Below are 22,444 nucleotides of genomic sequence, written 5' to 3' on the forward strand. Positions count from 1 at the left end.
ACCCATGGGCCAGAACGCCAATTCCGCTGCTTCCGACACCTCCCCCGTCGCCGCCTTCGAAACCTCGCTCGACCAGCTCGAGCAACTGGTCGAGAAGATGGAGCACGGCGAGATGAGCCTGGAGGAGTCGCTGACCGCCTACGAGCGTGGCGTGGGCCTGTACCGCAGCTGCCAGCAGGCGCTGGAGCAGGCCGAACTGCGCGTGCGCCTGCTCACCGACCCCGAAGCGCCGGAGCGGGCCGAACCCTTCCCCGGCCTCGATGGCGACGCCTGAGGCTGGCGGGCCGGGGCTCGAGGCTACCCTCGCCCGCTGGCGCAACCGCGTCGATATCGCGCTTGCTGCGGCACTCGACGACCTGGAGGGCGGCACGGAGCCGCGCCTGCTCGCGGCCATGCGGCACGCGGTCCTGCTCGGCGGCAAGCGCATGCGGCCGCTGCTTGCGTACGCGGCCGGCCACGCCTGCGGTGCACGTGAGGACCAGCTCGATGCGGCGGCCGCCGCAGTCGAGCTGGTGCACGCCTATTCGCTGGTGCACGACGACCTCCCGGCGATGGACGACGACGCACTGCGCCGCGGCCAGCCCACCGTGCACGTGGCCTTCGACGAAGCCACCGCCATCCTCGCCGGCGACGCGCTGCAGGCGCTGGCGTTTTCGCTGCTGGCAGGTGCGCCGGCCACGGCCGACGCGCGCGTGGCCATGATTGCGGAGCTGGCCGGCGCGGCAGGCGCGGCGGGCATGTGCGGCGGGCAGGCCTTCGACCTGGCCGCGACCGGCGCATCGATCCAGGTCGATGCGCTGGAGCGCCTGCACTCGATGAAGACCGGCGCACTGCTGCGCGCTGCGGTGCGTCTTGGCGCACTCACAGCGGAGGCAGATGCGAGTGCGCGCCAGGCGCTGGACAGGTTCGCCCAGGCGCTGGGCCTGGCCTTCCAGATCCGCGACGACCTGCTCGACATCGAAGGCGACAGTGCGACCCTGGGCAAGACCGCCGGCAAGGACGTCGCCCAGGACAAGGCCACCTTCCCCGCGCTGATCGGCGCGGAGGCCTCACGCGCGCGCCTGGACGAGCTTGCGCGGCAGATGCAGCAGGCGCTCACCGCAGTGCCGGGCGATACCGCCGCGCTGGCCGCGCTCGCCCGCCGCACGATCGAACGCGACTACTGAGCCTCTGTTTGCACGAGCGCCGTAAAGCCCGACCTCCCCAACGCTCGCCGATGGGCCGGGGTCAGAGCAGCCGCAGCGTCAGCGGATAGCGGTAGTCCTCGCCGTTCCAGGCCCGGACCGCAGCCACCACGCTGCACACCAGCCACATCACCGCGATCGCGCCGACGGCCACCAGCAGCACCAGGCCCACCGGCAGGGTCAGGATCAGGCCCAGGCCGAGAGTCAGCACGGTTGCGCCCAGCAGCAGCACGCCGACCAGGCAGACCGCGCAGGCATACAGGAACATGCTCAGGTTGAAGTTGAACGCCTCCCGCGCGTGCGCGGCGGCGAACGGCGATTGGTCGCGCTTGAGCAGCCAGATCGCACCGGCGGCCAGCATGCCGGCGAACCCGGCGGTCCAGCTGGTGAGCAGCGCAAGCGTCAGCGCGGCCACGTGCGCGGCCACGGCCCACTGACGATCGGCCAGCGACGCGTCTTCACGATTCAACATGGCATTCATCGTCCGCCTCCGGCCGGAAACCGTCCGGCGCACAACTGATGATGCGATCCACGGTCGCGAACTCAACCCAACTGATGGGCTACCGGCGCCGGAAAACCCGGGCGCAAGACCTGGAAAACAGGGTCAGGAATTTCCTGCCGATGCTCCAGCACCGGCCCAGGAAACGACCCTGACCCCGGGCCCGATCAGTTGATCAGGCGGATGGCGAACGGATAGCGGTAGTCCTCGCCCTTGTTCGCGGCCAGGCCGGCGATGATGCTGAAGATGATGCAGACGATCCACAGCAGGAAGTTCAGCAGCGCACCGATCAGGATGATCGACAGGACCATGCCGATGATGTAGCCGAACAGCAGCGTGATCTGGAAGTTGAGCGCTTCCTTGGACTGGCTGAGCAGGAAACCGCGATCGGGCTTGTCCTTGTTGATCAGCCAGACCACCAGCGGCACGATGAAGCCGAGGATGATGCCGGACAGATGGGTCAGCATCGCAACGGTGCGGTCGTCCTGGCTGGCGGCGCCGTGGACTGGATTGGTATCGCTCATTTCGTATCCCCTGGGCTGGTGGAAGGAAAAACCGGGTGGGGGTGGTTTTTCGGCCATGTGCAAGGCCTACGCGACATCACGTCAGGTCAACCAGGCCCCCGCCCCCTTGCGGCCGTAGCATAGCGTCAATCCCCGCCAGCCACCGTCATGCGGCCCAGCAGGATCGACCCGGTGCGGATGTGCGAACGCGGATCGGCGTCGTCGCCCACCGCCTCGATCGCCTGGAACATCTCGCGCAGGTGGCCGGCAATGGTGATCCCGTCGACCGGATGCACGATCTCGCCGTTCTCGACCAGGAAGCCGGCCGCGCCGCGCGAATAATCGCCGGTGACGTTGTTCACGCCCTGTCCCATCAGCTCGGTCACCACCAGGCCGCGGCCCATGCCGCGCAGCAGCGCGTCGAAATCGCCCGCATTGGCGCCGACCTGCAGGTTGTGCACGCCGCCGGCGTTGCCCGTGGTCTGCAAGCCCAGCTTGCGCGCCGAATAGCTGCCCAGCACGTAGCGCTGCAGCACGCCGCCTTCGACCAGCGGCGAGGCGCGCGTCGCCACGCCCTCGCTGTCCCAGGCGCCCGAACGCAGGCCGCGGCGCAGGGTCGGGTCTTCGTGGATGGAGAACCAGTCCGGGAACAGCTGCGTGCCCGCGCTGTCGAGCAGGAAGCTGGCGCGACGGTACAGCGCGCCACCCGAGATGGCGCCAAGCAGATGACCGACCAGCGAGCGCGCCACTTCCGAGGGGAACAGCACCGCGTATTCGCCGGTCGGGACGCTGCGGGGCTGCAGCCGCGCCAGCGCGCGCTGCGCCGCCCTGCGGCCGATCGCGGCCGGCGCTTCCAGATCGTCCTCGGCGAGGGCGAAGCTGTACCAGCCGTCGCGCTGCATGTCCTCGCCGCTGCCGGCAATCAGCGCGCAGCCGATGCTGTGGTGCGAGCTGCGCTCGCTGCCGACGAAACCGTGCGAATTGGCATACACGCTCAGCGCTGCGCTGGTGCTGACCGAGGCGCCGTCGGAGTTGCCGATGCGCGCGTCGACCTCGCGCCCCGCCGCCTCGCAGGCAAGCGCGAGATCCACCGCGCGGTCGGCATCGAGCGCCCAGGGATGCCAGTCGTCGAAATCGGGCCAGCCGTCCGGGCCGGGCCTTGCCATCAGCTCTGCATCCGCGAGGCCGGCGGCGGCGTCGTCCTCGGTGAACTTCGCGATCGCGCAGGCCTGGTCCACGGTGGCCTGGAGGCTGGACTCGCGCAGGTCGGCGGTGCTGGCGCTGCCCTTGCGCTGGCCGAAGTACACGGTCACGCCGATGCCGCGGTCGCGCGTGGATTCCACGGTCTCGGCCTCGCCCATGCGCACGCCGACGCTCAGGCCGCGCTCCTCCGAACACGACACCTCGGCCTGGCTGGCGCCTTGCGCGCGGCAGGCATCGAGCAGGCGCGCGGCCAGCACCTCAAGCCGCTGCAGGCGCTCGGGGCTGTCGTCTTCGGTCACGGGCACGGCAACGCTGTTCAATGGATTATCCTGATGCGATGAGAGGAAAGGACGACGACACCGGCGAGTTCCTGTCGCCCAGCCGCAGCCAGCAGCGTCGCGAGGCCCTGGACGTGCTGGCGCTTGCGGACAGGCTCACCGAACTTGAACCGGGGCGGCTGGCAAAGCTGCCGGTGCCCGAGCACCTGCTGCCGCACATCGCCGAAACGCGGCGCATCCGCTCGCACATCGCCCACAAGCGCCAGCTGGCGTTCCTGGCCAAGCAGATGCGGCGCGAGGACGACGAGGTGCTGGATGCGATCCGCGACGCGCTCGACGCCGGCGGCGAGGCCGCCAGGCAGGAAACCGCGCTGCTGCACCGTATCGAGCGCTGGCGCGACCGGCTGCTGGACGAAGGCGATGCTGCGCTGGCCGAACTGCTGGACGCACATCCGCAGGCCGACCGGCAGAAGCTGCGCCAGCTGGTGCGCGGTGCGCTGGACGACCGGGCGCGCAACAAGCCGCCGCGCGCGCTTCGGGAACTGTTCCGCGAGCTCCGCCAACTGTTGCTGGCAGGCGACGACGCGCCTGCCGAGGGCGGCAACGAAGAGCTCGACGACGCCTGATACGGCCGTCATTCCAGCGAACGCTGGAATCCATGTTGCTTTCCGCCTACGCGCGGCAGGCCAGGACGAGCCCGAATGGATGCGCAACCATCTGGCTGTCGAGAAGCACCTCCAGCTTTCGCTGGAATGACGGGCACCCTGGTTGCCGTCAGCTGCAGCATCTGCATTGATGATGGCGCGAGATCCCTCGCTGCGCTCGGGATGACAACGGTCGCGCGTCGCGCCGCACACGCCTTCGCTCACGCCTTCGTCCCGCCCACCGTGACCTGCGAGACCAGCAGCGAGGGCTGGCCGACGCCGACGGGTACGCTCTGGCCGTCCTTGCCGCAGGTGCCCACGCCCTCGTCGAGCGCCAGGTCGTTGCCGACCATGGTCACGCGCTGCATGGTTTCCGGTCCGTTGCCGATCAGGGTCGCGCCCTTGACCGGCGCGGTGATTTTCCCGTCCTCGATGAGATAGGCCTCGGTGGCGGAGAACACATACTTGCCGCTGGTGATGTCGACCTGGCCGCCGCCGAAGTTGACCGCATACAGGCCGCGCTTGACCGAGCGGATCATCTCCTCGCGCTCGTGGGTGCCGGCCAGCATGTAGGTATTGGTCATGCGCGGCATCACCAGGTGGGCGAAGGATTCGCGGCGGCCGTTGCCGGTCGGCGCCACGCCCATCAGCCGCGCGTTGAGCGTGTCCTGCATGTAGCCGGTGAGCACGCCGTCCTCGATCAGGGTGGTGCAGCGCGTGGGCGTGCCCTCGTCGTCGACGTTGAGCGAGCCGCGGCGGCCGTCCAGCGTGCCGTCGTCGACGATGGTTACGCCCGGCGCGGCCACGCGCTGGCCCATGCGTCCGGCGTAGGTGCTGGTGCCCTTGCGGTTGAAGTCGCCTTCCAGGCCATGGCCCACCGCCTCGTGCAGCAGCACGCCCGGCCAGCCGTTGCCCAGCACCACCGGCATGTTGCCGGCCGGCGCATCGATGGCCTCGAGGTTGACCAGCGCCTGGCGCAGCGCCTCGCGCGCGAACTCCTCGGGGCGGCCGTCGGCCAGCAACACGTCGTAACCGTAGCGCCCGCCGTAACCGGCATAGCCGCTCTCGCGGCGCCCGCCCTGCTCGACGATCACCTGCACGTTGAGCCGCACCAGCGGACGCACGTCGCCGGCGAGCACGCCGTCGCTGCGCGCGACCAGCACGGTGTCGACGCCGCCGGTCAGGCCGACCATCACCTGCTTCACGCGCGGGTCGGCGGCACGCAGGATACGGTCGATATGGCGCAGCGCTTCGACCTTGTCGGCGTTGTCCATCGCATCGACCGGATCGCGCGCCGGATACAGGCCGCCGCCACCGCGCCGCGCCACGGCCAGGCCCTGCGGCATGCGCGTGGTGCCGTCGCGCGCGATTGCGCGCGCAGAATTCGCTGCTTCCAGCAATGCCTCGCCGTTGATGTCGTCGGAATAGGCGAAGCCGGTCTTCTCGCCGCTGATCGCGCGCACGCCCACGCCCTGTTCGATCGAGTGCGCGCCGTCCTTGACGATGCCGTCCTCCACGCTCCAGCTCTCGCGCCGCGAATGCTGGAAGTACAGGTCGCCGAAGTCGATGCCGGGCCCGAGCAGGGTGCCGAACATGCGGTCGAGCTGCGGTGCGTCGAGGCCGGCCGGCAGCAGCAGGCGCGACTGGGCGAGAGTGAGTGCGGAATCGGTGTTGTCCATGCGCGCAGTCTGGGGGTTGGGGCGCCGATCGCAAGTCCGGGGCCGGTCGCCGCGTGTCAGTGGCCGCGCGAGGATGGGAGTGCAGGCGGCGCCGCGGCGGCCTGCGGCGCGGATTCGCCTTCGACCACCTCCACCTTCGGATCCTTCCACGGACCGGTCACGCGGTAGGTGCGCGCGTTCATCTCGCCCAGCGGGCGCTTGAGCATCGCATTGGCCACCGCGCCGACCGCAGCGCCCACCGGACCACCGGCGATCGCGCCGACCGCGGGCAACAGGTTGCCGGTGCGGGGATGCACCTCGATGGTCTGGTCGTGGGTCTGCGCGCGCAGGTCGCTGCGCCCGCGCATGCGGATCTCGGCGGCGGGCCCGTCGATGGCCATGTCGTCGCTGCGCGCGGTGCCAGCGGCAAAGCGCACGCTGCCGCCGATCCGGTCGAAGGCGAAACCCTTCGAGAAGAAGTCGCGGAAATCGAGCATCAGCCGCCGCGGCAGCTGGGCCACGCCGAGCAGCCCCAGCACGCGGCCCGCGCCGGGCTCGACCTCGACCAGGTGTCCATCCTTGATCGCCAGCGACAGCTCGCCCCGGATCGCACCAAGCCCGAAATCAGCCGGGCTGCGCGGCCATTCGGCCTCGAAGCGCAGGCGACCGTCGCCACCGGCGATGCTGCTGCCAAAACCCAGTCCGGCCATCAGTTCGCCGAAATCGCGGCTCTCGGCATCCACGCGCAGCTGCGTGCGCGCGGCTGCGCCGCGGCCGGTCCATGCGCCAACCGCGTCCAGCCGCTGGCTGGGCGAACGCGTCTGCAGGCGCTCGATCTCCAGCCCGGCGGCGCTGGCGCGGGTGCGCAGTTCGAGCCGCCCAAGCGCAAGCGTGCCGAAACGGAAGTCCTCCACGTCCAGCTGCAGGGCGGGCACCCTGGACGGATCGACATCGTCGCGTGCGGGTGTCGCCGGCGCCTGGGCCGTCGCTGCCGCCGACGACGTCAATGCCTCCGCCGAGGCGACGCTTGCCGCGCCAGCCGGCTGCGCGGCCGACAGCGGCGAGGCCGGCTGCCAGTGCAGGCGCTCGAAGCGCCCGCTGACCGCGCCGCGCGGCCCGCGCGGAATCTGCAGCGCGCCGGCCAGTGCGGCCCCGTCGAACCGCACCTGCGTCGCAGCCGCGTCCTGGGACACGCGCATACGGGTCCGCGGAAAGCCCGTGCCGAGCAGGCGCAGGTTTGCAACCTCCACGTCGACGCCGCGCAGCGGCAAGGCGCTGTCGCCCTCGCCTTCGCCGCTGGCTCCCGTGGCGAGCGCGGTCCAGCCCATTGCATCGAGTTCCGGCGTACTGCCACCCACCACCAGGCCCGACGCCGGCGGCGGATCCGCCACCGACGAGGCGCCCAGCAGCACGCGGACGCCCGTGCCCGCCGGCGTTGTGCGCGCGCGCAGCGCAAGCCGGTTGCCCATCGTGACCGCGACGTCCGCGTTTTCCAGCGGCAGGGTCGCGGTGACCGTCGTCGGCAACGCGTCGGCGGCCGGCTTGCGCAGCGGCGCGGGCAGGTCCAGGGCGGTACCGACCAGGTTGGAGCGCAGCTGCAGCCGGGTGGTGGCGGCCTCGCCCGGGCGCGTGGCCCGCGCGACCGCCACGCCGACCTGCCAGCGCGAGCGGCCGTCAACGTACGGGGACAGCCACGCCAGGCGGGGCACCTGCTGCAGCAGCTCCTCGGCCGAGAGCGGTGCCGCGAGCTCGGCCTCGAATGACGAAGCGGCATCGCGCACGTGGCCCAGCCCCGCCCGCAACGACAGGGCCGACGCCCTGCCGTCGCGCACGGCCGACAGCCCGTCGCCGCGGAAGCCGTGCCGGTCGTAGCGCGCCAGGCCGCGCACCTGCTGCAGCTCCAGCTTCCATCGCGCATCGCCCAGCGTCACGCCACGCAGGTCGACTTCGCCGCTCACGCTGGGGCGCGCACGCGGGCTGCCGTGGAGCGGCAGCGTCAGCGCGAAGGTGGCCGCCAAGGGTCCTGCGGCGGAGAGACTGTCGAGCGTATCTTCGATGCCCCGGCGCAGCGGGCTACGCTGCAGCAGCGCGAGCACCTTGCCGGCATCGCCAGCCGGGCGCGCACGCACATCCAGCACCGCCTGCGAGTAATGATCGAGGCTGGCCTCGATGTCGCGCGCCTCCACGCCGGCGATGGTGCCGTTGCCCTGCACGCGGAAGCCGTCGTTGACGAAGGTGGCCACGGCATCAAGCTCCTCCAGCGCCGGCCAGTCCTTGTGGAAGCGCACGGTCGCGCGGTGCAGCCGCGCCTGGCCGTGGAACAGGCCGCGGTATTCACCGCCCGCGGCCGCGCTGAACGGCCAGTCGTCCAAGTCGCCGCGCAGCACCGCACGGCCGTCGTGCACGCTGCCGCCCACCAGGGCGCCATCGAGCCAGCGCTCGGCGGCATCGGGCATCACATGGCGCACCCAGAAGCGGCGGGCGACCGTGACCTGCGCTTCGTCGAGCACCGTCGCCAGGTCCAGCACCGGCCGCGTGCCGTCGTTCTGGAACCAGACCCCGCCGCGCATGTCGGCGGCATAGCCCTCGCCCTCCACGCGCAGCGCAGGCGTGCCCACGTGCAGGCCATCGCCCTCGCGCCAGCCAACGATCTCGCCGCGCAGGTTCACCTGATGCGGCGCACCGAACCCGGCGGGCCAGTCGAAGCGGACCACTGCATCGGGATCGGGGACAAAGCCGAAGCCATGCGCGTCGCCCGACAGCGTTCCCGCCAGGCCCGCGAGCCCGGGCGTGTCGCCCAGACTGGCGAAGCGCAGCCCTTCCAGGCGTGCCTGCGCGCGCACGCGCCCACGCTCGTCGCGGACGATCGACAGGTCGCGCACGGCGGCCTCGGGCGCGGCGCCAAGCAGCCAGCGGCGCAGCCCGGGATCAAAGCGGTCCCCCAGTGCGAGCAGTGCCAGCAGCGGACCGCCGTCGATCTGTCCGGCGCGCAGGCTGAAGCCTGCACCGCCCGTTGCCACCAGCCCGTCGAGCACCTGTGGTGCATCGCCGCTGCCCAGGCGCAGGTGCGGCGCGTCCAGGCGCCAGCCATCGGCCGAATTGCGCCAGCGTGCCTGCGCCTCGACCCGCTCGAAGGCCAGCCGCGGCGGCGTGCCCTGTCCGGGCATGGGCGCGCCGCGCAGGCCGACGCCGGTCAGCGCCGCGTCGAGCGTGACCTGCGCGACCCGTTTGTCCTGCAGTTGCAGCCACAGCTGTGCGCGTCCTTCTCCGGACTCGACGCTGGCGCCGGCGAAGCGCAGCAGCGGCGCCCAGGCCGCGACATCGGCCCGCAGCGCCGCGGCGTAGGCCTGGCCGTTGCCCTGGTGGCGGTCCAGGTCGAGCGAAAGGTCCAGCGGCTGCGCCTGCTCGCTGATCCAGGCGCGCGCCGCCGCCCGTACGCGCGCGCCGTCCACCTGCAGACGCAGGTCGATGCGCGGCAGGGTCGTGTCCAGTCCAAGCGCGGGCGCATGCACGCTCAGCTGCCCGCCAATGACCTGCAGTTCGCCTAGGCGCTCGAGCACGGCGAGCGGATCGGCGTCGGCCTGCTCGCTGCCGGGCAGGCCGCGCACCTGCCAGCGCCCGTCGTCGGATCGCTCCAGGGCCAGCTGCAGGCCGCGCAGGCGCAGCTCGGTGAACGCGCGCCCCGGCAGCAGCCCCGCGTACTGCGAGACCAGCATCTCGGCCGCGCCGATGCGCACCGCATCCTCGCCCGCGCCGATGCGCAGGCCGTCGAAGCGCAGCAGCGGGCCGCGTCGCGTCCAGGCCGTGTCCAGCCGGTCGAAGGCGACCGGGCGACCCGCCCGCTCGCTGAGCCATGCGGCGACGCGATCGGGATGCCGCTCGGCCAGCGGCAGCAGGCGGCTGATCGCGCCGGTCACCAGCGCCATCAGCACCAGAACGGCGGCCAGCGCGTACAGCACGCCACGGCGCGCCAGCCGCAGGCGACGTCGCAGTGGCGTGGTCATGGCTGCCCGATCGCCCTGCTCCGCGATCGCGGATCGTGGCCGCCTGGACTAGAGCAGCACCACATCGAACTGCTCCTGCAGGTACTGCTCGTCGGACTGGAAGCGGATGCTCTTGCCGAGGAACTCCTCCAGCTCCGCCACCGCGGCCGACTCTTCCTCGGTGATCCGCCCGACGATGTTCGGCGAGGCGATGACCAGCAGGCGCTCGGCCTCGAACTGGCGCACGGCGCGCACGATCTCGCGGAAGATCTCGTAGGTCACCGTCTCCGGTGTCTTGACCATGCCGCGCCCGCTGCAGGCGTTGCAGGTCTCGCTGAGCTGGCGCTGCAGGCTCTCGACCGTGCGCTTGCGCGTCATCTCCACCAGGCCCAGCGGCGAGAAGTCGTAGACCGTGGTCTTGGCGTGGTCCTTGACCAGCGACTTCTCCAGCGTGCGCAGCACCTGGCGGCGATGCTCGTCGTCGACCATGTCGATGAAGTCGATGATGATGATCCCGCCCAGGTTGCGCAGCCGCAGCTGCCGCGCCACCGCCTGCGAGGCCTCGAGGTTGGTGCGGTACACCGTTTCCTCGAGGTTGCGCTGGCCGACGAACGAGCCGGTGTTGACGTCGACCGTGGTCATCGCCTCGGTCTGGTCGATGACCAGATAACCGCCGGACTTCAGCGGCACCTGCTTCTCCAGCGCGCGCTGGATCTCGTCCTCGACGCCGTACAGGTCGAAGATCGGACGGTTGCCGGTATACAGCTCGATGCGCTCGGCCAGCACCGGCATGTACTTGGCGACGAACGCCTGCAGCCGGTCGAAGGTCTCGCGCGAGTCGACCTTCACCTTCTCCACGTCCTTGCGGATCAGATCGCGCACCGCGCGCAGCGGCAGGCTCAGGTCTTCGTAGATGCAGGTCTGCACCAGCGCCTCGCGCGAGCGCTTGGCAACGATGTTCCAGACCCGCGACAGATAGGCCAGGTCTTCGCCCAGCGCGTCGGCCGGCTGGCCTTCGGCATTGGTGCGCACGATGTAGCCGAGCGGCTCCTCCGGCGTCGATGCCTCGGCGACCATGGCCTTGAGGCGGGCCCGTTCGGCCTCGTCCTCGATCCGCGCCGACACGCCGATCACCCGCGACTGCGGCAGCAGCACCAGGTAGCGTGACGGAATGCTCAACTGCGTGGTCAGGCGCGCGCCCTTGCTGCCGATCGGGTCCTTGACCACCTGCACGATCACTTCCTGCCCGTCACGCAGCAGTTCGGTAACCGGGCGCACCGGCTGCGGCAACGCCGGCAGCGCGTCGTCGATGGCCTCGACCTGGATCGGGCGCACCACGTCGTTGGCGTGCAGGAACGCGGTGCGCTCCAGCCCGATGTCGACGAAGGCCGCCTGCATGCCGGGCATCACCCGCTGCACGCGCCCCTTGTAGATGTTGCCCACCACGCCGCGCCGCCAGCCGCGCTCGATGTGCAGCTCCTGCAGCATGCCGTTCTCGACCACCGCCACGCGGGTTTCGCGCGGGGTGACGTTGACGAGGATCTCTTCCGACATCCGTCCTACTCCCGGCTCGACGCGGTGGTGGTGGCGGCCCGCGGACCGGTGGCGGCCGCAGGCACCGCGAAGCCGGTCGCGATGCCGAACCCGCGCAGCAGCGCGGCGGTTTCGTGCAAGGGCAGGCCCATCACGCCCGAATAGCTGCCCTCCAGCCGGCTGACGAAACGTTCCGCCCCGCCCTGGATGGCATACGCGCCAGCGCGGCCCATCGGCTCGCCGCTGGCGACGTAGGCGGCGATATCCTGCTCGTCCAGCGGCGCGAAGCCCACCCGGGAGATACACACCACCTGCGCCTCGCGCCCGGCAGACACCAGGCTCACCGCCGAAATCACCTCGTGGCAGCGTCCCGACAGGCGGCGCAGCATCGCAGCCGCGTCGGCCGCATCGCGCGGCTTGCCGAAGACCTCGTCATCCAGCACCACCTCGGTGTCGGCGCCGAGCACCAGCGCGCCGGGCACGGTCATCACTTCGAGCAGGCCGGCGCCGGCTTTTTCACGGGCGACGCGGCGCACATAGTCCTCGGGCGGCTCCCCCGGCTCGCGCTGCTCGGGCACATCGACGTCCAGGACGCCAAACTCCACGCCGAGGCGTGCCAGGAGTTCACGTCGGCGGGGCGATTGGGAGGCGAGATGCAGCATCGGGAGAGGATACCTGCCGCAGGCAGTCCCCCAGCTGAGGCGTCCTCAACCCCGTTCAGGCTCACGGGCCGTTCACTGGACCCTGCCGACCCTTCCACCAGCCTTTCCCGGAGATCACCATGTCCCGATCCACACCCGCGTGCCTGCTGCTCGCCGGACTCCTCGCCCTGGCGCCCTACACGATGACCCATGCCCAAGCCCGCCCCGCCCCGGTCGCCACCGATGGCACCCTGCTCTCGGTCAGCGCGCACGCCGAGGCCAGCCGCACCCCGGATATCGCCAGCCTGTCCACCGGCGTGGTCACCCAGGCCGCCGACGCAAACGCCGCACTCAAGGCCAATTCCGCGCAGATGGCCAAGGTTGTGGCCACCATTCGCGCCGCGGGCGTCGCCGATCGCGACGTGCAGACCAGCGGCATCAGCATCCAGCCGCAGTACCGCTACGCCGAGAACCAGCCGCCGGTCATCACTGGCTACCAGGCCAGCAACACGGTCAACATCAAGGTTCGCGACATCGGCAAGCTGGGCGAGGTGCTCGACGCGCTGGTCGCCAGCGGCGCCAACCAGGTCAACGGGCCGAACTTCGAGATCGATCAGCCCGAGGCGGTGTACGACGAGGCGCGCCAGGCCGCGCTGAAGCTGGCGCAGGCGCGCGCGGCGATGTACGCGCAGTCGCTGGGCCTGCGCGTACGCCGCATCGTGAGCATCAGCGAGGGCGGCGGTTTCCAGCCGCCGATGCCGATGATGAAGGCGATGGCGATGGACGCGCGCATGGAATCGGCCCCGGTGTCGCCGGGCGAGACCACGCTCGGCGCCAGCCTCGATGTCGTGTTCGAACTGGGGAACTGACCATGCCCAAGAATCCAGGCAAGTCCGACGACCGCTCCGGCTACCGCGAAGAAGAGCCGCGCGACAAGGAGGACGCGCGCAAGTCCGGCGCGAAGAAACAGCCCAACCCCGACGCCGGCGGCCTCGACCGCGAGCCCGAACGTGACGGCAAGAACGAGGGCGCCTGAGCGCCTGCTGCGGCCAATGGCCGCAGCGTTCCACCGCCCGTCTGCCGGCAGGCGCCCTTCGACCTTCGCCGCATTGCCGCGTCCGCAGCCGCGGGCGTAGCGTCGGGCTGCAGTCAGGGTCGCGCACGCAGGCGGGACGCAAGGCTCCTTCTCAACCCCGTCCCCGCCACCGGCGCGTTCACTGGCCAGACGGCGGCCGTCCCGGCCACCGGCACACGCGGAGGTGGAGCATGGTCCTGCAGCAGACGCACTCATCCCGACATGGCGCGCAGGTGGGGCGCCTGGACAGCAACCGCATCCTCGGCATCAGCAGCACGCTCGCGCTGAACGTGCTGGCGCTGGCCATGCTGCTCGCGCCGATGACGCTGCCCCCACCGCCCACGCGAGTGGACCGCACGCCGGACCTGAGCGTGGTGCCGATCGTGCCGATCGAGCGCCGCACCCCGGTACCGCCGCCGGAGGTGGTGCCGGTGACGCCGCCGCGCGTCCAGCCACAGTCCACCATCCGCGACACCGCGATCGCGCCGCCGGCGGCAGACGTCCCGGTGCTGGTCGACCACGGCATCTTCGTCGACACAGCCGCGAACGCGGCCACCGAGCCGGGCGAAGCGGTGTCGATCGCGCCGCCCGGGCCGGTCATGGGCATGCAGCTGCAGTACGACCGCGCACCGTCGCCGGCCTATCCGCGCCTGGCCCTCCAGCGCGGGCTGGAGGGCGTGGTGCTGCTGCGGATCCTGGTCGGCACCGACGGCCGGCCGCTGCAGGTCGGGATCGAGCAGAGCAGCGGCCATGCCGTGCTCGACCGCGAGGCCCTGCGCCACGTGCAGCGCAACTGGACCTTCCGTCCCGCGCTGCGCGACGGCCAGCCGGTGCAGGCGGTGGGCATCGTGCCGATCGAGTTCCGGCTGGCTCGCGGTTAGGGCGCCAGGGCATTGAGCCTGCCGCGAGGCGGGGTTTCATGGTTCCGCTCCCGCTTGGGGGCGGAACCGGGGCCTTCGGCCGACCGCGACGATGGGTCGTCACTGGCGATCGCGGCTGAAGCCGCTCCTACAGAGGGAACACAGGTCCTGTAGGAGCGGCTTCAGCCGCGATGGTAGGGATGGTTCGCCAGCAGCGCGGCGGCGCGATAGAGCTGTTCGGCCAGCAGCAGCCGCACCAGCATGTGCGGCAGGGTCAGCGGGCCCAGCGACCAGGATTCGTCGGCGCGCTTGAGCACCCCGGAGGCGTGGCCTTCGGGGCCGCCGACCAGGAAGGCGAGATCGCGGCCCTGTCCTCGCCAGTGCTCCAGTCGTTGCGCCAGTTCTTCGGAGGACCATGCCTTGCCGCCGCCATCGAGCACGACGACCTGCGTGTTGCGCGGCACCGCCGCGAGCACGCGCGCGCCCTCCTCCTGCATCGCCCGCGCCGGGTCGCGGCCCTTGCCGCGCAGGCCGGGTTCGACCTCGACCAGCTCCAGCGGCAGCCAGTGCGACAGGCGCTTGCGGTATTCGCCAAATCCATCCGCGACCCAGGCCGGCGCACGCTCGCCGACGGCGATGAGGCGCGCCTTCAAGACGCGCGGCCAGTGCAAGTGTGGAGGCGGGTCTGCATCACCCCAGTATCTCATCCGTGGCCCGATCGCCCGGAAGCGTGTATCCGGGGAAAGTCCGCGACTTGCCGCGATGGAACAGCCACGGGCAAGCGCTTCCGGCTAGCGGGGATCTTCGTCCGCGGCTTCGGGCGGCGCGTCCCCGGGCGGCTGGTCGCCGACCGTCCACAGGCGCTCGAGCGCATAGAACTCGCGCACGCGCGGCAGCATCACGTGCACGACGACATCGCCCAGATCGACCAGCACCCACTCCGCTTCGCGTTCGCCCTCGACGCCGAGTGGCTGGCAGCCGAGCTGCTTGGCCTGGCGCACCACCTCGTCGGCGATCGACTTGACGTGACGGGTCGAGGTGCCCGAGGCGATCACCATGTAGTCGCAGACGCTGGTCCGGCCGCGCACGTCGATTTCGGTGACGTCCTTGGCCTTGAGGTCCTCGACCGCGGTGTGGATGCTGCGTAGCAGCACCTCTGCCGGCGGCGGCGGGTCGGGAAGACGGGTCTTGATGACGTGCGCGGAACTGGACAAGGGCGCTGGCTCTGAAGGTTGCGGCACGATTATACCGGGGTTGGCGCATCGACCCCGTAGAGGCGGTGGCGGACGATGTAGTCGGCGACGCCCGACGGCACCAGCTGGCGCCAGTCGCTGTCGGCGGAGATGTCGGCCCGCACCCGGGTCGCCGAACCGGGGTGCAGCGCCTGCCGCAGCCGCAGCAGGCGCCCGCCCGGCTGCGCACGCAGCGCGCCCGCGTCATCGCACCAGCGGCCCTCGAGGGCTTCGGCCAGTTCCGGCGGCAGGGGGCGATCCAGGGCACTTCCGGTCCGTTCGGCCACGACGAGATGGGTCAGTCCAAGCAGCGCCCGCCATTCGCGCCACCCCGGCAGCCCAAGCAGGCTGTCGGCGCCGATCAGCAGCGCGACCGGGGCGGCGGCCCCGATGTCGCGGCGCAGTTCGCGCAGGCTTTCGACGCTGTAGCTGGGGCCGTCACGGCGCAGTTCGCGCAGGTCGATGTGGAAATCGGGCTCGTCGGCAATCGCCAGCGCCAGCATCGCAGCGCGCTGCGAGGCGTCCGCGCCCGGCGGTGGGCGATGCGGCGGATCGGCGGCGGGCATGAAGTGGATCGGCACGCCGAGCGCGTCGCGCGCCTCGCGGGCGATCGCCAGATGACCGTGGTGCACGGGATCGAAGGTGCCGCCGTACAGGACCAGCAGCGGCGTTCGGGCCGCTGGGCCGTCGTCTGCGGCGGGTGCGGAGACCTGCGATGTTTCGTTTTTGCTGACGGGCGCCATGGCTGTCTGGTGAGGTTGCGCGGTGAGGTTCGATCCGGGGCGACCTGCAGGCTGGCATGGATGCCTGCACTGCGGGGTCAAGATGGATGACCAGCCCTGCGGGCTGTTGAAAGGCGCTTCCGGCGTTCGTCGGGATGACGAACGTCCTGCGGCGGGCGGACGGCGGCAGCGGCGGGATTGCCGCTGCGCTGAACTCAGCCGGCCAGCGCCGCCGCCTTCGGCTCGGCCACCGCGACCAGCAGCCGCTCCAGCGCCAGCCACGCATCCGCCGGCTCCTCGCCGACGCGCACGCGGCCCTTGGCGATGCGGTCCACGCCGCCGGCCATCACCACGAAGCGCTCCCAGCGCGAGGCCGGGTGTCGCGACAGCGCGCGCTTGTACACGGCCTGCTTGGAATCCCAGACCCGCTGCGCCTTGAATTCGGAGGCAAGGTTGCCGCCGCGCGCCTGCACCCGCGCCAGCGCGGCGACGCGATTGAGCTCCATCACCACCATGCCCATCAGCGCCGGCACCGCCTCGCCCTCGGCGCGCAGCCCGGCCAGCATGCGGGTGGCCTGCGCGGCCTGTCCGCCCAGCGCGGCATCGACCAGGCGGAACACGTCGAAGCGGGCCGCATCGGCGACCAGCGACTCCATGCGCGCGGCGTCGAGCGTGCCTTCGCCAGCCAGCAGCGCCAGCTTGTCGACCTCCTGCGCGGCCGCCAGCAGGTTGCCCTGCACGCGTTCGGCCAGGCGCTGGACCGCGGCGCGGTCGGCGCGCACCCCGCGCTGGCGCATGCGTGATTCCAGCCAGCCTTCCAGTTCGTGCGGGCGCACCAGCGGCACCAGCACGATGTGGCCCAGGCCGGCGATCGCCTCGCTCCAGCGTCCACCGTGCTGGCGGCTCCACTCGCCTGCGGTGACCAGCAGCACGATCTCGGGCGCACCGGCGCCGGCCTGCGCGGCCTCCCGCGCATGGGCGCAGAATTCGGCAATCACTTCGCCGCCCTGCTTGCCGGGGCGCCCCGTCGGCAGGCGCAGTTCGATCAGCCGCTGCGCGGAGAACAGGCTCGGCGCGCGGAAGCTGGCCGACAGTGCATCCCAATCGAAATCGCGACCGTCGGCGTCGAACACCTCGCGCTCGCCATAGCCGCAGTCACGCGCGCGGGCGCGGATCAGGTCGGCCGCTTCCAGCACCAGCAGGGTTTCGGCGCCGGCCACCAGGTAGGCCGGGCGCGGTGGCTCTGCGCCCAGCTGCGCGCCCAGGCGCTCGGGCTTCAGCTCCATGCCGCTGCGCGGCTCACTGCGCGGCCTGGCGGCGCTCGCGCGTCGCGGCGTCGATGCGGCGCAGGATCGCTGCGGTCATCTCGCGCTGCAGTTCGCGGCCGAGCAGTTCGGCCTCGGTGTCGGTACCGGTCATGTCGGTGGGCACCGAAATGTAGTCGCGCGCGAGCTCGACGACCTGCTGCGGCACGATCTCGTCGCCATTGGCATCGATCAGCGCGAACACCACCGCGTAGCGCAGCGTGTATTCCTGGGCGCGCCCGTACTGGTCGAGGCTCAGCGGCAGCGAGGCCCAGCGCTCGGAGCGGATCGCCAGCACCGCCAGGCGGCCGGGGGTGCCAGCCTCGACCACCTGCACACCGGCATGGCCGAGCGAGCGCTCAAGCGACAGCGCCAGCGCGCTGTAGGGATCGCGGGCGGTCACGCGCACCTGGCCCAGGTCCGGCGGCAGCTGCAGCGCCTCGCGCAGGTGGAAGCCGCAACCGGCCAGGCCGAGGGCGAGGAGGACGGCAAGCAGGCAGGTCCGGATCATCGGCGAAGTCTGGCCGAGGGCGGCGGCACGGGCAAGCAGGCTGGCGCCGCGCATTCAGCCCGCCACCACGTTGACGATCTTGCCCGGCACCACGATGACCTTGCGCACCTGCAGGTCGGCAAGGAAGGCCTGCACGTTGGGCTCGGCCAGGGCGGCGGCCTCGATCGCCTCGCGCGGTGCGTCCACCGGCGCCTCGATCGTCCCGCGCAGCTTGCCGTTGACCTGCACCGCCAGCGTGACCGCGTCGCGCACCAGCGCGGCCGGGTCGGGCTGCGGGAACGCCACGTCCTCCAGCAGCATCTCCGCATGGCCCAGCGCCTGCCACAGCGCGTGGCTGGCGTGCGGGGTGATCGGGTTGAGCAGCAGCACCATCGCCTCCAGGCATTCCTGGCGCAGGGCGCGGCCGTTGCCGTCGGCAGCCTGCCCTGAGCCTGTCGAAGGGTCGAACTTCGCCACCGCGTTGAGCAGCTCCATCACCGCGGCGATGGCGGTGTTGAAGGCGTGCCGGCGGCCGTAGTCGTCGCCGACCTTCTGCACGGTTTCGTGCAGCTGCCGGCGCAGCGCCTTCTGCGCGGCGGTGAGCGTCGAGGGATCCAGTGCCGGCGCGGGCCCGCCATCGGCGTGGCGCTGGACCTGGGTCCACAGCCGGCGCAGGAAGCGCGCCATGCCCTCGACCCCGGCCTCGTTCCACTCCAGGGAAAGTTCCGGCGGCGAGGCGAACATCGAAAACAGGCGCACGGTGTCGGCGCCATAGCGCGCGATCATCGCCTGCGGATCGACGCCGTTGTTCTTCGACTTCGACATCTTCTCGATGCCGCCGATCATCACCGGATTGCCGTCGGCCTTGAGCGTGGCGCCGGTGATGCGGGCCTTGTCGTCGCGCTCCACGTCCACGTCCGCCGGGTTGAACCACTCCTTGGCGCCGTTGACGTGCTCGCGGTAGTAGGTCTCGGCGATGACCATGCCCTGGGTGAGCAGGCGGTTGGCCGGCTCGTCGCTGTCGACCAGGCCCTGGTCACGCAGCAACTTGTGGAAGAAGCGGAAGTACAGCAGGTGCAGGATCGCGTGCTCGATGCCGCCGATGTACTGGTCGACCGGCGTCCAGTATTTCGCGCGTCCGTCGACCATGTCGGCCGCGCCGGGCGAGGTGTAGCGCGCGTAGTACCAGCTCGACTCCATGAAGGTGTCGAAGGTGTCGGTTTCGCGCTCGGCCGGCTTGCCGCAGCTCGGGCAGGTGGTCGTGCGCCACTGCGGATCGGACTTGATCGGCGAATGCACCACGCCCGGATTGGAGAAGGCGTCGGCCACGTCCTCGGGCAACAGCACCGGCAGTTGGTCCTCCGGCACCGGCACCGCGCCGCAGCCATCGCAATAGACCACCGGGATCGGGCAGCCCCAGTAGCGCTGGCGGCTCACGCCCCAGTCGCGCAGGCGGAAGTTGACCTTGCGCCGGCCGCTGCCCTGGGCCTCGAAGTGCCGCGCCAGCGCAGCGAAGGCGGCGTCGTAGCCCAGGCCGTTGTATTCGCCGGAATTGATCAGGAAGCCGCGCTCGGTGTACGCGCCGCGCTGTTCGATGCCGTCCAGGTATTCGCGCACCACGGCCACCGCGGCGGACGTGTCATAGGCATCGACCGACCCGCCGGCCAGTGCGGCCTGGAACGGATCGGCGTCGTGGGCGACGTCGCCGATCACCTCGAGCAGCGCGTCGCGCACGCCCTGCGGCACGATCACCGCCCGCACCGGCAGGCCATAGGCCTTGGCGAATTCCCAGTCGCGCTGGTCGTGCGCCGGTACCGCCATCACCGCGCCGGTGCCATAGCCCATCAGCACGAAGTTGGCGACGTAGACCGGCACGTCCTCGCCGGTGAGCGGATGGATCGCCCACTGGCCGGTGGCCATGCCGCGCTTGTCCTGCGCCTCGATGTCGGCTTCGGACACGCCGCCGCGCTTCAGCTCATCGAGGAACGCGGCCAGCTCGGGATTCGAAGCGGCGGCCTTGATCGCCAGCGGATGCTCGCCGGCGATGGAGATGAAGGTCACTCCCATCAGCGTGTCGGGGCGCGTGGTGTAGACCGACAGCGGCGCGTCCTCGCCATCGACCTTGAACTGCAGCTCCAGACCTTCGCTGCGGCCGATCCAGTTGCGCTGCATGGTCTTGACCGACTCGGGCCAGCCGTCCAGCGTGTCCAGCCCGTCCAGCAACTCCTGCGCGTAATCGGTGATGCGCAGGAACCACTGCGGGATCTCGCGCTTTTCCACCAGCGCGCCCGAGCGCCAGCCGCGGCCGTCGATGACCTGCTCGTTGGCCAGCACGGTCTGGTCGACCGGGTCCCAGTTCACCACCGAGTTGCGGCGGTAGGCCAGGCCCTTGTGCATCAGCCGCACGAACATGCGCTGCTCGTGCACGTAGTAGTCGGGCGAGCAGGTCGCGAACTCACGCGACCAGTCGATCGCGTAACCCAGCGACTTGAGCTGGGCGCGCATGTGGTCGATGTTGGCGTAGGTCCATTTCGCCGGCGCGGTGGCGTTTTTGATCGCCGCGTTCTCGGCCGGCAGGCCGAACGCGTCCCAGCCCATCGGCTGCAGCACGTTCTTGCCGGTCATGCGCTGGTAGCGGCTGATCACATCGCCAATGGTGTAGTTGCGCACGTGGCCCATGTGCAGCGCACCGGAGGGATACGGCAGCATCGACAGGCAGAAGAATTTCGGCTTGCCCGGCTGCTCGGTCACCTCGAAGGCGCGGGTGTCGTCCCAGAAGCGCTGCGCAGCGGCCTCGATCGGGGCGGGCTGGTAGGCGGCGGATTCGGGGCTGGCGGACTCTACGGACACGGTATCTGCGCTGGAAAAACAGGGACTGGAAGCCTACCCCAGCGCGGCAGCCCCGTCATTCGCCGGCGTCCACCGCGCGTGCACATCGTGTCGACGTGCGCCCCCTGGCGTCTGCGGCGCGGCCGGGCCACCGCCGGAAGCAAGGCCGGCGGGGCCGCATTCGGCGGCGGCAGCTGTGGTTCAATCGGCCGACCCTTGCCGCCGACCAGACCGATGCCCTTGATGCCACGCCTGCTCCCCTTCCTCGTCCTGGCCGCCTGCCTGTCGCCACAGGCAGTCGCAGCCGATCCCGTGGCGCTGCACTGCGAGCGGATCTTCGATGCCCGCAGCGGCCGGGTGCTCGGCGAACACACGATCGTGGTCGAGGATGGCCGCATCCGCTCGCTGCAGCCCGGACGCACCGCCACGCTTGGCGCCGAAACCATCGACCTGGCAGGCCGCACCTGCCTTCCCGGCTGGACCGACCTGCACGTGCACCTGGGCAGCCAGTCCGGTCCGCAGAGCTACTCGGAAGGCTTCCGGCTGGATCCGGTCGACTACGCCTTCCGCTCGGTCGGCTATGCCGGCAAGACCCTGCGTGCCGGCTTCACCAGCGTGCGCGACCTTGGCGGCGAGGTCAGTCCGCACCTGCGCGACGCGGTCAACCAGGGCCTGGTCGACGGGCCGCGCATCTTCGCCGCCGGCAAGTCCATCGCCACCACCGGCGGCCACGCCGACCCGAGCAACGGCTGGAACTCGATGCTCTCGCACCTGCTCGGCCCGCCCGGCCCGACCGATGGCGTAATCAACTCCGTCGACGACGCCCGCCAGGCCGTGCGCCAGCGCTACAAGGACGGCAGCGACGTCATCAAGATCACCGCCACCGGCGGCGTGCTGAGCTATGCCAAGTCCGGCGACGCGCCGCAGTTCACCGTCGACGAGATCCGCGCGGTGGTCGACACCGCGAAGGATTACGGCTACACCGTCGCCGCGCACGCGCACGGCGAGGAAGGCATGCGCCGCGCGGTTCTGGCGGGCGTGACCAGCATCGAGCACGGCACCCACATGAGCGACGATGTGATGCGGCTGATGAAGCAGCACGGCACCTGGTACGTGCCGACCATCTACGCCGGACGCTTCGTCGCCGAAAAGGCGAAGGAGCCGGGTTACTTTCCCGAGATCGTGCGCCCCAAGGCCGCCCGCATCGGCGCGCTGATCCAGGACACCGCCGCGCGCGCCTATCGTGCCGGAGTGAAGATCGGCTTCGGCACCGACCAGGGCGTGGGCCCGCACGGCGACAACGCGCGCGAGTTCATCTACATGGTCGAAGCCGGCATTCCGGCGGCCTACGCGCTGCAGTCGGCGACGCTGCACGCCGCGCAGGTGCTGGGCGTCGACGACCAGGGCGTGATCGAACCCGGCAAACGCGCCGACATCATCGCCCTGCCCGGTGATCCGGTTGCGGACATCAATGCGGTGATGGCGGTCGACTTCGTGATGAAGGACGGCCGCGTGTATCGCAGGCCGGGGGTTGAATGAACCTGGAATGGCTTGGCTACGTGGCTGCGATCCTGACCACGCTGGCATTCGTGCCGCAGGCGGCCAAGACGATCCGCAGCCGCGACACCAGCGGCATCTCGCTGGGCATGTACGTGGTGTTCACCATCGGCATCGTGTGCTGGTTCGGCTACGGCCTGGTGCTGGGCGCGTGGCCGATGATCCTGGCCAATGCGGTGACCTTTGTGCTGGCGACGGTGATCCTGGGGCTGAAGTTGCGGCACGGGTGACCCCGCAGGCAGCAGCGGG

Annotated in this window: 21 protein-coding genes; 8 read left to right on the forward strand and 13 right to left on the reverse strand. The window is 70.9% G+C overall.

What is annotated here, in order from left to right; translation table 11 throughout:
• The first annotated feature begins 4 nt into the window (after positions 1-4).
• Complete coding sequence (locus ACW5EG_RS11645; protein ID WP_457018818.1) at positions 5-274, forward strand: exodeoxyribonuclease VII small subunit; 270 nt, start codon at positions 5-7, stop codon at positions 272-274.
• Positions 261-1,166 carry a polyprenyl synthetase family protein gene (locus ACW5EG_RS11650; protein ID WP_457018817.1) on the forward strand — a complete coding sequence of 302 codons (906 nt, stop codon included), beginning with the start codon at positions 261-263 and terminating at the stop codon, positions 1,164-1,166. Before ACW5EG_RS11645 ends, ACW5EG_RS11650 begins: the two co-directional genes overlap by 14 nt.
• 61 nt (positions 1,167-1,227) lie before the next feature.
• Here ACW5EG_RS11650 and ACW5EG_RS11655 read toward each other — a convergent pair whose 3' ends face one another.
• The 3 genes from ACW5EG_RS11655 to pmbA all read right to left on the reverse strand — a co-directional run bounded on the left by ACW5EG_RS11655 (position 1,228) and on the right by pmbA (position 3,709).
• A complete protein-coding gene (locus ACW5EG_RS11655) occupies positions 1,228-1,656 on the reverse strand; it encodes a DUF4870 domain-containing protein (RefSeq protein WP_457021557.1) in 429 nt (142 codons plus the stop codon).
• A gap of 194 nt (positions 1,657-1,850) precedes the next feature.
• Positions 1,851-2,207 (reverse strand): DUF4870 domain-containing protein, encoded by a 357-nt coding sequence (locus ACW5EG_RS11660; protein WP_457018815.1) that lies wholly within the window; start codon positions 2,205-2,207, stop codon positions 1,851-1,853.
• Between the two features lie 125 nt (positions 2,208-2,332).
• Positions 2,333-3,709 carry a metalloprotease PmbA gene (pmbA, locus tag ACW5EG_RS11665; protein WP_457021559.1) on the reverse strand — a complete coding sequence of 459 codons (1,377 nt, stop codon included), beginning with the start codon at positions 3,707-3,709 and terminating at the stop codon, positions 2,333-2,335.
• Positions 3,710-3,726: 17 nt separating this feature from the next.
• Here pmbA and yjgA point away from each other — a divergent pair, with 17 nt between their 5' ends.
• Positions 3,727-4,293, forward strand: coding sequence for a ribosome biogenesis factor YjgA (gene yjgA / locus ACW5EG_RS11670; protein ID WP_457018813.1), 567 nt, complete (start codon positions 3,727-3,729; stop codon positions 4,291-4,293).
• A 239-nt stretch (positions 4,294-4,532) separates the two neighbouring features.
• On the opposite strand, the gene tldD is transcribed toward yjgA, so the two are convergent.
• The 4 genes from tldD to ACW5EG_RS11690 are packed head-to-tail and all read right to left on the reverse strand — an operon-like array spanning position 4,533 to position 12,147.
• Entirely contained in the window at positions 4,533-5,990 is a 1,458-nt protein-coding gene (gene tldD, locus ACW5EG_RS11675) for a metalloprotease TldD (protein WP_457018812.1), read from the reverse strand.
• Positions 5,991-6,046: 56 nt separating this feature from the next.
• The gene (locus ACW5EG_RS11680) at positions 6,047-9,973 is read right to left on the reverse strand and encodes a YhdP family protein (protein WP_457021561.1); all 3,927 of its coding nucleotides are present in this window, start codon (positions 9,971-9,973) and stop codon (positions 6,047-6,049) included.
• Between the two features lie 48 nt (positions 9,974-10,021).
• Positions 10,022-11,506 carry a ribonuclease G gene (gene rng / locus ACW5EG_RS11685; protein WP_457018810.1) on the reverse strand — a complete coding sequence of 495 codons (1,485 nt, stop codon included), beginning with the start codon at positions 11,504-11,506 and terminating at the stop codon, positions 10,022-10,024.
• A 5-nt stretch (positions 11,507-11,511) separates the two neighbouring features.
• Positions 11,512-12,147 carry a Maf family protein gene (locus tag ACW5EG_RS11690; protein ID WP_457018809.1) on the reverse strand — a complete coding sequence of 212 codons (636 nt, stop codon included), beginning with the start codon at positions 12,145-12,147 and terminating at the stop codon, positions 11,512-11,514.
• Positions 12,148-12,266: 119 nt separating this feature from the next.
• Here ACW5EG_RS11690 and ACW5EG_RS11695 point away from each other — a divergent pair, with 119 nt between their 5' ends.
• From ACW5EG_RS11695 to ACW5EG_RS11705, 3 genes are all read left to right on the forward strand, one after another.
• A complete protein-coding gene (locus tag ACW5EG_RS11695) occupies positions 12,267-12,995 on the forward strand; it encodes an SIMPL domain-containing protein (RefSeq protein ID WP_457018808.1) in 729 nt (242 codons plus the stop codon).
• 2 nt (positions 12,996-12,997) lie between these two features.
• Positions 12,998-13,162 carry a hypothetical protein gene (locus ACW5EG_RS11700; protein ID WP_457018807.1) on the forward strand — a complete coding sequence of 55 codons (165 nt, stop codon included), beginning with the start codon at positions 12,998-13,000 and terminating at the stop codon, positions 13,160-13,162.
• 230 nt (positions 13,163-13,392) lie between these two features.
• Complete coding sequence (locus ACW5EG_RS11705) at positions 13,393-14,082, forward strand: energy transducer TonB (protein ID WP_457018806.1); 690 nt, start codon at positions 13,393-13,395, stop codon at positions 14,080-14,082.
• Positions 14,083-14,243: 161 nt separating this feature from the next.
• Here ACW5EG_RS11705 and rlmH read toward each other — a convergent pair whose 3' ends face one another.
• The 6 genes from rlmH to leuS form a co-directional block, all read right to left on the reverse strand.
• Positions 14,244-14,714: a 23S rRNA (pseudouridine(1915)-N(3))-methyltransferase RlmH gene (gene rlmH / locus ACW5EG_RS11710; protein ID WP_457018805.1), complete on the reverse strand. Its 471-nt coding sequence runs from the start codon at positions 14,712-14,714 to the stop codon at positions 14,244-14,246.
• A gap of 138 nt (positions 14,715-14,852) precedes the next feature.
• Entirely contained in the window at positions 14,853-15,275 is a 423-nt protein-coding gene (rsfS, locus tag ACW5EG_RS11715) for a ribosome silencing factor (protein WP_457018804.1), read from the reverse strand.
• 29 nt (positions 15,276-15,304) lie between these two features.
• Complete coding sequence (nadD, locus tag ACW5EG_RS11720) at positions 15,305-16,036, reverse strand: nicotinate-nucleotide adenylyltransferase (RefSeq protein WP_457018803.1); 732 nt, start codon at positions 16,034-16,036, stop codon at positions 15,305-15,307.
• A gap of 194 nt (positions 16,037-16,230) precedes the next feature.
• The gene (holA, locus tag ACW5EG_RS11725) at positions 16,231-17,301 is read right to left on the reverse strand and encodes a DNA polymerase III subunit delta (RefSeq protein ID WP_457018802.1); all 1,071 of its coding nucleotides are present in this window, start codon (positions 17,299-17,301) and stop codon (positions 16,231-16,233) included.
• A gap of 13 nt (positions 17,302-17,314) precedes the next feature.
• Positions 17,315-17,830 (reverse strand): LPS-assembly lipoprotein LptE, encoded by a 516-nt coding sequence (locus tag ACW5EG_RS11730; protein ID WP_457018801.1) that lies wholly within the window; start codon positions 17,828-17,830, stop codon positions 17,315-17,317.
• Between the two features lie 54 nt (positions 17,831-17,884).
• The gene (leuS, locus tag ACW5EG_RS11735) at positions 17,885-20,659 is read right to left on the reverse strand and encodes a leucine--tRNA ligase (RefSeq protein WP_457018800.1); all 2,775 of its coding nucleotides are present in this window, start codon (positions 20,657-20,659) and stop codon (positions 17,885-17,887) included.
• Between the two features lie 222 nt (positions 20,660-20,881).
• Here leuS and ACW5EG_RS11740 point away from each other — a divergent pair, with 222 nt between their 5' ends.
• Both ACW5EG_RS11740 and ACW5EG_RS11745 read left to right on the forward strand, forming a co-directional pair.
• Entirely contained in the window at positions 20,882-22,177 is a 1,296-nt protein-coding gene (locus ACW5EG_RS11740; RefSeq protein ID WP_457018799.1) for an amidohydrolase family protein, read from the forward strand.
• Positions 22,174-22,425, forward strand: a complete 252-nt coding sequence (locus ACW5EG_RS11745) for a SemiSWEET transporter (RefSeq protein WP_457018798.1) — start codon at positions 22,174-22,176, stop codon at positions 22,423-22,425. Before ACW5EG_RS11740 ends, ACW5EG_RS11745 begins: the two co-directional genes overlap by 4 nt.
• Positions 22,426-22,444: the final 19 nt, after the last annotated feature.

This window comes from Luteimonas sp. A611 (assembly GCF_054072715.1).

Excerpts from the sequence above, each read along its gene's own strand:
- ACW5EG_RS11645 (WP_457018818.1), top strand. The coding sequence starts at position 5 with ATGGGCCAGAACGCCAATTCCGCTGCTTCCGACACCTCCCCCGTCGCC.
- ACW5EG_RS11745 (WP_457018798.1), top strand. The coding sequence starts at position 22,174 with ATGAACCTGGAATGGCTTGGCTACGTGGCTGCGATCCTGACCACGCTG.
- ACW5EG_RS11695 (WP_457018808.1), top strand. The coding sequence starts at position 12,267 with ATGTCCCGATCCACACCCGCGTGCCTGCTGCTCGCCGGACTCCTCGCC.
- holA (WP_457018802.1), bottom strand. The coding sequence starts at position 17,301 with ATGGAGCTGAAGCCCGAGCGCCTGGGCGCGCAGCTGGGCGCAGAGCCA.
- ACW5EG_RS11740 (WP_457018799.1), top strand. The coding sequence starts at position 20,882 with ATGCCACGCCTGCTCCCCTTCCTCGTCCTGGCCGCCTGCCTGTCGCCA.
- ACW5EG_RS11655 (WP_457021557.1), bottom strand. The coding sequence starts at position 1,656 with ATGTTGAATCGTGAAGACGCGTCGCTGGCCGATCGTCAGTGGGCCGTG.
- ACW5EG_RS11650 (WP_457018817.1), top strand. The coding sequence starts at position 261 with ATGGCGACGCCTGAGGCTGGCGGGCCGGGGCTCGAGGCTACCCTCGCC.
- ACW5EG_RS11700 (WP_457018807.1), top strand. The coding sequence starts at position 12,998 with ATGCCCAAGAATCCAGGCAAGTCCGACGACCGCTCCGGCTACCGCGAA.
- ACW5EG_RS11660 (WP_457018815.1), bottom strand. The coding sequence starts at position 2,207 with ATGAGCGATACCAATCCAGTCCACGGCGCCGCCAGCCAGGACGACCGC.
- ACW5EG_RS11730 (WP_457018801.1), bottom strand. The coding sequence starts at position 17,830 with ATGATCCGGACCTGCCTGCTTGCCGTCCTCCTCGCCCTCGGCCTGGCC.
- yjgA (WP_457018813.1), top strand. The coding sequence starts at position 3,727 with ATGAGAGGAAAGGACGACGACACCGGCGAGTTCCTGTCGCCCAGCCGC.
- nadD (WP_457018803.1), bottom strand. The coding sequence starts at position 16,036 with ATGGCGCCCGTCAGCAAAAACGAAACATCGCAGGTCTCCGCACCCGCC.
- rng (WP_457018810.1), bottom strand. The coding sequence starts at position 11,506 with ATGTCGGAAGAGATCCTCGTCAACGTCACCCCGCGCGAAACCCGCGTG.
- tldD (WP_457018812.1), bottom strand. The coding sequence starts at position 5,990 with ATGGACAACACCGATTCCGCACTCACTCTCGCCCAGTCGCGCCTGCTG.
- ACW5EG_RS11705 (WP_457018806.1), top strand. The coding sequence starts at position 13,393 with ATGGTCCTGCAGCAGACGCACTCATCCCGACATGGCGCGCAGGTGGGG.
- ACW5EG_RS11680 (WP_457021561.1), bottom strand. The coding sequence starts at position 9,973 with ATGACCACGCCACTGCGACGTCGCCTGCGGCTGGCGCGCCGTGGCGTG.
- ACW5EG_RS11690 (WP_457018809.1), bottom strand. The coding sequence starts at position 12,147 with ATGCTGCATCTCGCCTCCCAATCGCCCCGCCGACGTGAACTCCTGGCA.